Genomic DNA, 13600 nt, shown 5'->3' with positions numbered 1-13600 from the left:
GAGAAATGTGATGGTGCTGATGATCGTTAGCGGTCGGTCAGGCTCAGGAAAATCGGTCGCACTGCGTGCCCTGGAAGACATGGGATTTTACTGTGTCGATAACCTGCCGGTGGTACTGCTGCCGGAATTAGCGAACACCTTAACGGAACGCAATATCTCGGCGGCCGTCAGCATTGATGTGCGCAACATGCCTGAATCGCCAGAAGTGTTTGAAACCGCGCTCAACAATCTGCCGGATTCGTTTTCACCACAGTTACTGTTCCTGGACGCCGATCGCAACACGCTGATACGGCGTTACAGTGATACACGCCGTCTGCATCCGCTCTCGAGCAAGAATCTGTCGTTGGAAAGCGCGATTGATGAAGAGAGTGATCTGCTGGAGCCTTTGCGTTCGCGCGCCGACCTGATCATCGATACGTCCGAAATGTCGGTTCATGAGTTGGCTGAAATGCTGCGCACGCGCCTGCTGGGCAAACGTGAGCGTGAGCTGACCATGGTGTTTGAGTCCTTCGGCTTCAAACACGGCATTCCCATTGATGCCGATTACGTCTTCGATGTGCGTTTCCTGCCAAACCCGCACTGGGATCCCAAGCTGCGTCCGATGACCGGGCTTGATCGTCCTGTTGCGGCTTTCCTCGACCGCCACACTGAAGTACATAACTTCATTTACCAGACGCGCAGCTATCTGGAGCTGTGGTTGCCGATGCTGGAAACCAACAACCGCAGCTACCTAACGGTCGCGATTGGCTGTACCGGTGGTAAACATCGTTCGGTTTACATCGCCGAACAGCTGGCAGATTACTTCCGTTCACGCGGCAAAAATGTGCAGTCTCGTCATCGCACTCTGGAAAAACGTAAATCATGACCGTGAAGCAAGTCGTTGAGATTCGCAATAAGCTGGGCATGCATGCGCGCCCGGCAATGAAACTGTTCGAGTTGGTGCAGAGTTTTGACGCAGAAGTGCTGCTGCGAAATGAAGCCGGTACGGAAGCCGAAGCCAGCAGCGTGATTGCGCTGTTGATGCTCGACTCCGCGAAAGGCGGCCATATCGAGATTGAAGCCAGCGGCCCGCAGGAAGTCGAGGCGCTGGCTGCGGTGATTGAGCTGTTTGAAGCTGGGTTTGACGAAGACTAATTGCTGTTAATGCAATTTGTAGCGAACGAGGAAACCTTCCCCACCTAACTGACGCATCTGGCGCATTATCCACTGCTGGCGCATTCGTATATATCCGGAAGGTGCATCAGCGCGGAAGCGAATCGGGTTTGGAAGTACTGCCGCCAGCAGCGCCGCTTCAGAAATCGTCAGACGACTGGCTGGTTTGTGGAAATAGCGCTGTGAAGCCTCTTCCACACCAAACACGCCGTTGCCAAACTCAGCAATATTCAAATATACCGTCAGAATGCGACGCTTCGTCCACACCGTTTCGATCCCCACGGTTAAACCGGCTTCCAGCCCTTTTCGCACCCAGCTGCGGCCATCCCATAAGAACAGGTTTTTTGCGGTCTGCTGCGACAGTGTTGAGGCACCACGCATCTGTTCTGAGCCATCGTTATCCAGTACTTTTTGTATCGCATCGACATCAAAGCCCCAGTGCTCCGGAAATTTTTGATCTTCAGAAGCGATCACGGCCAGCGCCATCCACGGAGAAATCTCATCCATGCTGACCCAATCGGAGTGCGCCACATAGTCGAACCGACCACTGAACCAGGCACCCAGTTGACGCTCCACCATCACCGCGGAAAACGGCACGGGTAAAAAGGCAAAGATCACGATGCCTGCCAGCCAAATTCCCAACCACGCCAGCAGCACTTTAGCAATCAGCACTTTAAGGCGTTGCCCCATTTTCCCTTTACTCTTACTCATGCAATTTTCTCTTACCTGTTCCCTGCATTAATCAATCACCCCGGTCACAATTTTGATTACCTGTAATCCTGGGCAAAACTTTACCGCTTATCGCGTGAAAGTTAGAGATGAAGTTATTACCTGCGTCATCATCGTTCCTCTATTAGAGCCAATCACATCAAGCACTTCCATCATGAGGGAATCGGTTCCATGGTGAAAAACCCAGCAAAACCCTTACAATCGGATACTTCATACAAAGTGATAAAGATCACATTTAAACTTTCACAATACTTAACAATAAACTTCCAAAGCGTTTGAATAAGCGCACTGATGAGCGCAGCCTTTTCAATAAACGTGGCTGAAATCGCGTCAACATCATCATGATTAGCCCTGACAATGGTAAAGGATTTAGCCTTCCGTTTGGTTTACATTGCACCGCAAAACTTTAAACTGGAACTTTCAGCAGAGGGTTTCCAAAACGTTTTGGATAACCCTCCAGAACCACCTTATTTATTAACTATTATCAGCATGTTAAGCTCAATTAACTCCGATTTTTCGGCTGATTAGGAATTTCAGTGCAGCTGTCAGGCTTTTCCTGCTTCAGGCTGAAGGAAATTCAGGCAAAAAGCAGAACAATTGGTCAAAAATAGTGCAATACGGCAAAGAAATTAATTCCTTGCTTGACTGTGTCAGCAAATTAATGTTTTCTGTATTTAATCGCTGCTCAACTTCACACAATTTAATGAATCTTGTCACAAGCGTTGGTGAATTTGTTAAGGTGATTTCGAAGCGTTAACCAATACCATACTGTTGCTGATCTATTCGACTTCTAACGATAGCAGCAGTACCCATTTCCCTGGTGTTGGCGCAGTATTCGCGCACCCCAGTTTCGACTGGGGTCATTTTTTTCTGGCGTCCGAAGATTTTTCCCTTTCAGCTACCCACTCGCGTAACACGTTAACGTCATGCAGCCACTCATGTTTTAATTCGTCGATCCACTCCTGCACGTTGTCCCACCATGCTGGCAGTTCCGGTGACTGTATCTGTTTCGCCAGTTTCTGCAGATGCAACAGTCCTACTGAGCCCGCAGCACCCTTAATTTTATGCCCTTCTTCCGCAATCCCTTTTTGATCGCGCGCCATCATGTTGGAATCCAGCACGTCGAGATAGCCCGGCATCATCTGTTCAAACATCGTCAGACTTTGTGTAATCAATCCTGGGCCGACCAATTCGATATACTGTTCCAGCATCTCCACATCGAGCAGCATGCGCGAGTGTACGTCTGAAGACGTCTGAATCTCTTCTTCCGGTTCGCCCTGGTAATCCCAGAACTTTTTAATCATCGCCGTTAAGGCCGGCACCGCCAGCGGTTTACTCAGCACATCATCCATACCGGCGTCGAGATACTCTTTTTTATCTTTCAGCACGTTGGCGGTCAGTGCCACCAGCGGCGGCAGCGCCACGCCAGCATGGCGTTGGTGAATAGCGCGCGACACATCCAGTCCGGTCATATCCGGCAGTTGAATATCCAGCAACACCAGATCAAATTCCTGCGGATCAAACATCGCTAGCGCTTCAGTGCCGGTCATCGCCACTTCCACACTGCATCCCAGTTTCTCCAGTACCGAGCGCGCCACAATGACGTTCAGTTCAATATCTTCAACCAGTAATACGTGCAGCGCTGGCAGTGGCATGCTGTCGTCGAGATCTTCGTCTTCCACCTCATCCGCCACACGAGGTGCATTTATCTCGACCACAAAGCATGAGCCCTGCCCCGGCGCACTACTCACGCTAATATCACCGCCCATCGCCTGTGCCAGACGACGAGAAACCGCCAAACCAATACCGGTACCGGTGGCGGGTTTTCCGCCGTGCTGATCTTTTACCTGGTAATACATGGCGAAGATCTTGTCCTGCTCTTCCTGCGGGATTCCCATGCCAGAATCCTGCACTTCAAAGCGCAGCGTTTCGTCCTGGTGATAGGCGACCCGCACCACAATCTCACCCTGCTGGGTGAATTTCACCGCGTTACCGATCAGGTTCCATAAAATTTGACGCAGGCGCGTGCCGTCAGCAGAGATGATGTGCGGCAGCGGCAGCTCCGGTGCCATCACGAACTTCAGCCCTTTCGGCTGCGCCAGTAACCCGGAGAGGTTTTCCAGATCGGCAAGGAAGCCGGTGAAGTCGAGCGGCTGATTATCCAGCTGCACTTTGCGGCGCTCGATTTTGTCCACTTCAATCACGTCATTAAAGATGTTGCCAAGCGTGATGGCCGAAACATGGATGGTTTTCAGGTACTTCAGTTGTTCCTGATTGAGATCGGTGTCCAGCAGAATGCGGCTCAAGCCGACAATGCCATTCAGCGGCGTACGCAGTTCATGGCTGATGGTTGAAATAAAGGTGGTCTTCTCACGGCTGGCATTCTCCAGCGCGTCCTGATAACGCTTACGCTCAGTAATATCGCGACCAAAGCCCATCAGGCCGCTGCGTTTACCGACGCGATCGTAATACGGCACTTTGCGGATTTCGAAGCAGGCTTTGCGCCCATCAGGATATTGCAGCCACTGTTCGTACGTCAGGGAGACGTTATGGCGGAATACCTTTTCATCCGTCTCCAGCACCTTGGAGGCGGCATCTTCATCGTAAATGTCGCGCGGCGTCAGGCCAATCAGTTGCTTCTCGCTCATGCCAGTTAGCAACTCCATCGCGCGGTTACAGCCCGAGAACTGCTTGTCGATGTTGCGATAGAAAACCAAATCCGGTGAGGCATCGAGGAAGGAGCGTAAGAAAGAGGATTGCTGCTCCAGCTCGATTTGCGCCTGTTCGCGACGCGCCATCTCTTCGCGCAGTTTATCCATCACCTGCTCGCGGGCCTGCTCCGCTTTGATACGATCGTTAATTTCCTGATTCAGCTGAGCGATGGTCTCTTTCATTTGCTGATTAAGTTCAAGATCGCGTGTGCGCATCTCTTCCAGCTTATCGACCAGCTTTGTCAGGCGCTGGCGAGACTCTTCCAGCTGATCAACCACCACCGAGAGAAAATAGACGGCCCAGGGCGTGATTAAGAGACCAAAGAACACCGATCGCACCACATCGATACTCTCAACATGGCCACGCAGTACCATGGTGACCGCCATCTGCACCACCATCGCCAGCACCACCAGTGCTGAAGCTAACAGTAGCGAGAAACGCACCAACCCCAGCTTGACCATCAAATCAACGTAGTACTGCGCTAAAAGACGAATCTGTTTCATCACGAGCTCCCTGAACGAAATCTGGCTCATGATAGCGTAATTATCGCGGCACTGCGCCGACTCAGCGTGTCATTGCCTGCTGACTTTGCCTCATTATGGTGCATCGCAGCGCCTTTTCGCCGATGTTCGCGTCGTTATGCGCAAATCGCTTGACTAAATCTGCCAACTGAATAATCTGGAGGGCCGCGCTTTTGCGACCTTTTGTCACATCCCGTGCTATTCCGCCTCCCGGCAGCCATTTCATCTGATGGTTGCGTCTTGTTATTGCATATTCATTCAACTTTAGCGCCATTTTACTCACAATCAGCTTGATTAATTTTACTAATGACAGCCCTATTTTGATTCAAATATGACGCCATAAGAAAAACAGATACATGCTGTGCGTGAAACCGCCCCAACAGAATTTTATGCTGATGGAATGCAGTTATTCAGCATTGATTAGATATCTGAGGCGTACCTCACAGTGAGACGGCTCACACTTCATAGGGGAATCAGAATCGTCAGATTGACAGTTATTTACGTAATAAATTGTTCATAATCATAATGTTAATTGGTAAAACAGCCGATTAACCGCAACAAAGCTGGCTATTTGACCTGAGTTCGCTTTCCCGATAAGTTGGAATTCCGCTGGATGCTTTCCAGTCGGGACTGTGTCTCGGCATATCTATGCAGCAAGAAACTCCCTCTGGATGCAAGTTATCTCCCGTAAGAGACCGGAAGTAAGAGCAGCTCATCAAGGACGAGACCATACTCTCTTGAGAGCCTTTGCTCGGTATTGCGACGTCCGCGTTTAAGCGGCGAAAACGAATTTGATACAGCACGCAGCGGTGCTCTGTGCTTGAAATAATGCAGGTAATGTCAAAAGCAGTTTAAGGAGACCCTCAATGTCCACTCAAAAACCTCATCCCTATGGTTTGTATGATCCCTCAGCCGGTAGTGATAGCTGTGGTGTTGGGTTTATTACCCGTAAGGACGGCGAGCAGACCCATGAGATCCTGCAGATGGCGCATAGCGCACTGTGCACGGTACCGCACCGTGGCGGCATGTCTGCTGAGGGCGTGGGCGATGGCGCAGGTGTCAACGTCGACCTTTCTCTGAACTTCTTCCGTAAAGTCACCGGCCAACCGCTGGAAGCCGGTCGCTTTGGCGTCGGTAACTTCTTCGTGCCAAAAGATGCCGAGCTGCGCGCGAACGCTGAGCGTCTGGTGGAAGAAACCCTTGCTGCCCATAACTTCCCTGTGCTGATGAAGCGTGATATGCCGCTGGACGGCAGCGTGACGCGTCCAGCCGCTCTGCAATTCCAGCTGCCGATTGTGCAGTGGATCTTTGCGGCTCCGCAGGAAGTCACCGAACAACTCGAGTTCGAGCGCCACATCTATCGTGCGCTGCTGGACATCGAAGCGCGTGCCTTTACTGAAAGCGAATTCGGCGGTCTCTATCCGCTGTCGCTCTCTTCACGCACTCAGGTATTTAAAGCACGCCTGAACTCTAATGAAGTGATTCCGTACTTCAAAGATTTGACCGATGCCGATCATCAGGTGCGCGGGCTGTTCTTCCATACCCGCTTCTCGACCAACACCGATCCGCACACCACCATGGCACAGCCGTTCCGTCTGATGGCGCACAATGGTGAATTGAACACCGACCGTAAGAACCGTATCGCTGAAGCGGCGCTGATGCTGGCGCGCGGTAAGAAAATCGTGCGTCCGAAAGGCCAGTCCGACAGCTCGCGTCTGGACCAAAGCATTCATAGCCGTTTGATGGAAGATAACCTCGACCTGATCAACGCCGTAGTCTCAATGATGCCACCAGCGTGGGAAAACGACACCTCACTGTCAAATGAAGTGCGCGCCATGCTGGAGTACTTCTCTCTGTATGAAGAGAAGAACGATGGCCCGGCAGCGTTGATCTTCGGTAATGGCGAAGTGATCGGGGCACGCCTTGACCGCCTGGGTCTGCGCCCATTGCGTTCTGTCGAAACCGCTGAATACATCGGTGCGATGTCAGAAGCGGGTCAGATTGCCTTCCCACCGGAAAGCGTACTGCGTCGTGGCCGTATCGAAGCGGGCGGCATGCTCTATTACGATCACAAAGAAAAACGCTCTTACACCACGGTGGAAGCGCTGGAAAAACTGGCAGCAGAGAAAGATTACCTTTCACTGCTGAGCGCGGCTCGCGTGGACCTGCACGATCTGCCGGAGATTCAGGCAGAGCAGCTGGGCTCACCGCTGCGCTATCGTGGCGACCTCAAAACCTATCAGCGTTTTGTGGCGTACTACTACAACCAGGAAAGCTTCAAATTCATGATGGACCCGATGCTGCAAACCGGCGCTGAGAAGATCTCGGCGATGGGTTACGGCAACGCCATCAATGGCCTGTCCGACCACGAAGGCGGCATGGCGCACTACTTCTCACAACGCTTTGCTCAGGTCACCAACCCGCCGCTGGATTCTATCCGCGAAGCGGACGGCATGACGCTGCGCGTGGCATTGGGTGCAAAACCGCACCTTGGCCGCAGCAAAGGTCAGCAGATTATCGTGCCAACGCCGATCCTGACACACCTCGATATGCTGCGTCTGCGCGAGCAAACCGTCGCACCTTATGCGCGTTTCGAGATGCTGTATGAGCCGGTCATCGGCAAAGATATCGTCAGCCGTGCCGCCAACGCCAAAGCGCTGGAAAACGCCATTGATCATCTTGCACAGCAGGTCGTGGATTTCGCACGCCAGCAGGGCGGCATTGCGGTAATCACCGACCGCCACATCTCTTCAACTCACGCGGCGATTCCTATGCTGCTGATGGTCTCTGCCATCAACCAGCGTTTGGTGCAGGAAGGTCTGCGTCTGGATGTTTCTCTGGTGGTAGAAAGCGGCCAAAGTATCTCCTCTCACCACATTGCAGCCACTTTAGGCTTTGGTGCGTCAGCGGTTTACCCGCTGGGCGTACAGATGCGCGCGGAAGAGAAATATGGCGAAGGCGAAGAAGGTAACAAAGCCTTCAAACGCTATGCCAAAGCCGCCGAAAAAGCCTTGATGAAGACCATGGGTAAAGTGGGTCTCTGTACCGTTGAGAGCTACAGCTGTGGTGAATTCTTTGAACCTAACTTCCTGAATACCGACGATCCGGTTCTGAAGAAGTACTTCCCGAATATCAAAACCCCTGTGGGTGGCGCGGGCTTCCCGGCTATCGCTCAGATGGCGGTTGACTGGCATCAGAGTGCGCTGAAAATCCAGGGCGAGGCAGAAGTGCCACTGCTCGGCTTGTTCAAAGAGCGTGCGGAAGGTGCAGGTCACTCTTACGGCACCATCGCCGTGCGTACCTTTATTGATATGACGGAACAGCCGATTCGCTTCGCGGACAAAGCACGCGAAGAGGACAATTTCATCCGTCTGATGACGCTGGCCAAACTGGACAATGCCTTCAGCATTAAAGCTGACGCATTCAAAGACAGTAGCTTCGAACGCATCCCGAACGAGGTCATTGACTCACTGGCGATCACGCCGGATTACCGTCAATTCTCCAGCCTGATGCACGCCGAGCGTAAACGTCGCCCTGCTGCGCTGCGTGACATCCTCGCGCTGCCGTGTGATTTGACCCACGTTGACAGCGAAGCGGAGTTTGGTCGTAAACTCGGCCGTTACTCACTGGTCAACAACGGTTTTGCTACCCGTGGATTGAAGTGTGAAGCGGTGGAAGGCAGCCTGAACCAGTTCGAGCTGCGCCTGATTGATTCCATCGCGGGTCTGAAGCCAGAAGATGAACGTCTGGAAGCGCTGGCACGTGCACTGAAAACCCGCTTTAGCGACGACATCGAAAGCAGCAGCGTGGCCGGCGGTGTATTGCACATCACCGCTTACGGTAAAGCGGCAGATTATCTGTCACTGATCTTTACCGCACTGCCTTCGCTGCCGCTGGAAGAGATTCAACCGGCACACGAAATTACCCGTACTTTCGCCTCAGGTGCGATGAGCCACGGTGCGTTGGTGGCACCTGCACATGAAGCGGTAGCGCACGGCACTAACATGGTCGGCGGCATGAGTAACTGTGGTGAAGGTGGCGAGCACTATTCCCGTCACGGCACCATCCGCGCGTCACGCATTAAGCAGTTGGCGTCAGGCCGTTTCGGCGTGTGGGCAGCTTATCTGGCCGATCCGATGCTGGAAGAGCTGGAGATCAAAATCGGTCAGGGCGCGAAGCCGGGTGAAGGCGGACAATTGCCTGCAGCGAAAGTCACCGTGGAGATCGCCGCCGCGCGTGGCGGTACGCCGGGTGTTGAGCTGGTGTCACCCCCACCGCACCACGACACCTACTCCATCGAAGATTTGGCGCAGTTGATCCACGACTGTAAGGCAGCGCGCGTGCGCGTTATCGTGAAACTGGTGTCTTCAGAAGGCATCGGTACTATCGCGGTGGGCGTGGCAAAAGCTGGCGCAGACGTCATTAACGTGGCAGGTAACACCGGTGGTACCGGTGCGGCCTCGGTCACCAGCCTGAAATACACCGGACGCGTTGCCGAAATCGGTATCGCTGAAGTGCATCAGGCGCTGTGCGCGAATGGCCTGCGTGACAAAGTGCAGCTGCGTTGCTCTGGCGCACAGCAAACCGGTAGCGACGTGATCAAGTCAGCCCTGCTCGGTGGCGACAGCTTCGAGTTCGGCACCACTGCGCTGATGATGCTGAAATGCGTAATGGCGAAAAACTGTAACGTTAAATGCCCGGCCGGTTTAACCACCAACGCCGAAGCCTTTGATGGCGATCCGCGTCAACTGGCACAGTACTTCGTTAACGTAGCGCAAGAAGTGCGTGAATTCCTCGCACGCCTCGGCCTGCGTTCACTGCGCGAAGCACGTGGCCGTTCTGACCTGCTGCACCTGATGGATCACCCACTGGAAGTCGGCAAGCTGGATCTGCGTGCGATGTTGACCGTGGTGCCAGAGCAGAAAATCGAGAAGCCGGTCTATCTGGAAAAAGATTTTGAGCTGGATGATGGCTGGGTTGAAGAGCTGAAAACACAGCTGATCGACCAGGCGAGCCGCGATATCGCGCTCGGCGCAGGCATTACCCTGAACAACCGTAACAAGAGCGTGGGCGGCCAGTTGGCCATCGACATCGAGCGCATGCTCAACCACGAACTGTCTGCTGAACAACGTGCTGCACTGCCAGCCGTGTTCAAAGACGATCGCGGCCGTCATTACCTGGCACCGCGCACCGTGAACATCCACACCAGCGGATCTGCCGGCCAGTCATTTGGCGCCTTCTGCAACGATGGTATGCAGATGAAGCACTACGGCACCTGTAACGACGGCGTAGGTAAAGGTCAGTGCGGTGGCGAGCTGGTGGTGATGTCACCGGGCGGCGGCGCGCAAGACAGCGATGGCAACGTGCTGATTGGTAACTTCGCGCTGTTCGGTGCAACCGGTGGTCGCTTGTTCGTACAGGGCCAGGCGGGCGACCGTTTTGCAGTACGTAACTCCGGTGCAACCGCAGTTGTCGAAGGTGTCGGTGATTTCTGCTGTGAGTACATGACCAACGGTGCGATTTTGAACCTCGGCACCTTTGGTAAAGGCTTCGGCAACGGTATGAGCGGCGGCTTTGCTTACCAGTACGACCCGTACGGTGCTCTGGCAGGACATGCAGCAGGAGACTCCGTGCTGTTCGGTTCTATCGCTGACGAAGATGAGCTGGCGCAGGTGCACAAGCAAGCGGTACTGACCATGCTGAACTGGCATCTGGAAGCCACGCAATCTCCTCGTGCAGCCTGGCTGCTGGAGAACTGGGAAACCGAGTGCCACCACTTTGTCTATGTGATGCCGCGTTCGCTGCTGCTGTATCAAGACGGCGGCGAGATCCTGAAAGCGAAATCGCGCAAGGATCTGCTGGAAGAGCTGTCGACGTCACTGGCTGCACATCAGGTTGCCAAATTCAAAGCGGCCTGGCGCACGGGTAAAACCATTGCGGATGGCGCCGTACCGGCTTACGGTGCGACCGATACGGCAGAAATGTTCGTGTTGCTCAACAACTACACCGTGCTGAGCTTCGCGCAGCAGCTGGCGCTGGGCAAACTGCCGAAAGGCACGCCTGTTGAAGATGCTGCGGTTGAGAAAGCGGTTCGTAACCTGCTGATGACCGAAGATTTTGCGCTGGTGAGCAAACTGCAACGCCATGCACGTTCTGCCATTGAGAGCTACAGCGATGACGAACTGGCGAGTCTGATTGCAGCAAAACGTATGTCCGATTACAAAGCAGCATTAACGCAACGCAACATTCGCTCCATGGACAGCCTGGCGACCTATGGCTGGATCATTTATCAGGATGCCCGCAACCGTGAGGTGCTTGGCCATCTGCCTGATTTCGAAGAGCTGTTTGCACGCGCCGCGCTGCCAGAAATCGCCGCTGCTGTCGGGAAACTTTCCTGATAGCAGCACCAATGAATGTGTGTATATTGACTGAACATCACGAGACGGGTTTGAGTACAGATATCCATGAAGATTCCTTACATTCCTGAAGATGCGCCGTTTAACGGCGAACAGAAATACTGGCTGGCGGGTTTTCTCGCCGGTCTCCACTCGCGTCTGTTGGTATTAGAAGATAAGCAGACGGCACCTGCGGCCGGTGGCGCCACCAACACGCAGTTGCACATTCTGTTCGGTTCACAGACCGGCAATGCTGAAGCGCTGGCGCAAACTGCCGCAAAAGCGGCTCGTGCCAAAGGTCTGGTGCCGGTAGTTCAGGCATTGGGCGAAGTGGACCTGGACGTGTTCGCCACCATGCGCCACGTGCTGATTGTCACCTCTACCTATGGCGAAGGCGAAATGCCGGACAACGCCCAGCTGTTCTGGCAGGCACTTTCTGCCAGCACCGCACCACGCCTGGAGCAGATGCATTTTGCTATCCTGGCGATTGGTGATACCGGATACGATGGCTTCTGTCAGGCCGGTAAGTTCTTCGATATGCGTCTGGAACAGCTGGGTGCAAAACGTGTCTTTGACCGCATCGATTGCGATATCGACTTCGAAGAGCCGTCGAGTGCATGGATTGGCGATGCAATGCCACAATTTGCCGCCAGTGCGGGCAGCAGTGGCACGGTATTAGAGAGCGCGCCAGAAGCACCTGTCATTCCAGGTAGCAACAAACAGAACCCTTACGCGGCTGCATTGGCGACCAACAAGCGTCTGTCAGGTGAGTCGTCGGCGAAAGATATTCGTCACTTTGAATTCGACCTCACCGACAGCGGCCTGAAATATGAAGCCGGTGATGCGTTGGGTGTGATCCCAGTGAACGATGCTGAGCTGGTTAGCCTGCTGTTGAGCGAATTGAAAGCGGATTACGAAACGCCAGTACCTGGCTTTGATCGTAACCTCGGCGACCTGCTGACCTATCAGTTCGAAATCTCTGAGCCATCGCGCAAGCTGATTGAGTGGGTGGGTCAGCACACTGCCAACCAGGAACTGCTGCACGTATTACAGCACGACGATAAAGACACGCTGGCTAACTGGCTGTGGGGCAAAGACACGCTGGACCTGCTGCAGCTTGAGTTGAAGCGCACGCTGTCTGTTCCAGAACTGGTGGCGATGCTGCGTCCGTTGCAGCACCGTGCGTATTCCATCTCTTCCAGCTCCAAAACGCATCCGAATCAGGTACACCTGACGATTGCTTCCGTGCGCTATCACAGCGGTGGCCGTGAGCGTAAAGGCGTATGTTCAACCTACCTGGCTGAGCGCGTGCGCCGTGGTGAGAAGCCAGCGATCTTTATTTCGCCAAACAAAGCGTTCCGCGTGCCGGCTAACGGCAATGCTCCGCTGATTATGGTTGGACCTGGCACCGGTATTGCCCCGTTCCGTGCCTTCCTGCAGGAACGCCAGTCAACCGGCGCTGAAGGTAAGAACTGGCTGTTTTTCGGCGATCAGCATCAGGAACACGACTACATTTATGAAGATGAGCTTAACGGCTGGCAGCAAAGCGGTCTGTTAACACATCTCGACCTGGCATTCTCACGCGATCAGGAAGAGAAGATCTACGTGCAGAATCGTATGCTGGAAAAAGGCGCTGAGCTGTATGCCTGGCTGCAGGATGGCGCGTACTTCTATGTTTGTGGCGATGCTTCGCGCATGGCGAAAGATGTGGATGCAGCGCTGTATGAAGTGGTGCGCCAGTTTGGTGGACTCTCTAGCGAACGTGCAGCGGCTTACATTGACCAGTTGAAGAAAGATAAGCGCTATCTGCGTGACGTCTACTAAGGCCCAAAAAAAGGAAGCTAATGAGCTTCCTTTTTTACATCTGCTGTCGCGGCACGATGAATCGCACCATGTAAACGCGGTTCAGATGCGCGATCAATCGCGCCGTTATTGAGAAATGCATCCATAAAAAAACGGGCCAATTGGCCTAATGCCGATCAGTTAAGGATCAGTTGAACGATCCAGTGGCTGTGTAAGAATCCGGAAACGCTTCGTTTCCGGATTTTTTTATGCAGCTCAGTCAGGCCCTTGATATCGTCTCTCGTTACG

General features: G+C 53.6%; 6 protein-coding genes. 4 read left to right on the top strand and 2 right to left on the bottom strand.

The genetic code is table 11. From position 1 onward, the window contains the following. Positions 1-10: 10 nt before the first annotated feature. Positions 11-865 (top strand): RNase adapter RapZ, encoded by an 855-nt coding sequence (rapZ, locus tag H7A81_RS11460; RefSeq protein ID WP_034826630.1) that lies wholly within the window; start codon positions 11-13, stop codon positions 863-865. Further along, complete coding sequence (npr, locus tag H7A81_RS11455; protein ID WP_034826632.1) at positions 862-1134, top strand: PTS phosphocarrier protein NPr; 273 nt, start codon at positions 862-864, stop codon at positions 1132-1134. Before rapZ ends, npr begins: the two co-directional genes overlap by 4 nt. 6 nt (positions 1135-1140) lie before the next feature. Here npr and mtgA read toward each other — a convergent pair whose 3' ends face one another. Both mtgA and arcB read right to left on the bottom strand, forming a co-directional pair. Next, positions 1141-1863 carry a monofunctional biosynthetic peptidoglycan transglycosylase gene (gene mtgA, locus H7A81_RS11450; RefSeq protein ID WP_166936409.1) on the bottom strand — a complete coding sequence of 241 codons (723 nt, stop codon included), beginning with the start codon at positions 1861-1863 and terminating at the stop codon, positions 1141-1143. Positions 1864-2741: 878 nt separating this feature from the next. Then, positions 2742-5096, bottom strand: a complete 2355-nt coding sequence (arcB, locus tag H7A81_RS11445; RefSeq protein WP_034826636.1) for an aerobic respiration two-component sensor histidine kinase ArcB — start codon at positions 5094-5096, stop codon at positions 2742-2744. Positions 5097-5980: 884 nt separating this feature from the next. Between arcB and H7A81_RS11440 the strand changes: the two genes are divergently transcribed. Beyond that, on the top strand, positions 5981-11512 hold the full coding sequence (locus H7A81_RS11440; RefSeq protein WP_182057549.1) for a glutamate synthase-related protein: 5532 nt from the start codon (positions 5981-5983) through the stop codon (positions 11510-11512). 66 nt (positions 11513-11578) lie between these two features. Next, on the top strand, positions 11579-13333 hold the full coding sequence (locus tag H7A81_RS11435; RefSeq protein WP_034826640.1) for a sulfite reductase subunit alpha: 1755 nt from the start codon (positions 11579-11581) through the stop codon (positions 13331-13333). Positions 13334-13600 lie beyond the last annotated feature (267 nt).

This window comes from Pantoea sp. ME81 (genome assembly GCF_903970985.1).
Taxonomy (GTDB): domain Bacteria; phylum Pseudomonadota; class Gammaproteobacteria; order Enterobacterales; family Enterobacteriaceae; genus Pantoea; species Pantoea communis.
This window is presented reverse-complemented; position numbering and strand designations above follow the sequence as displayed.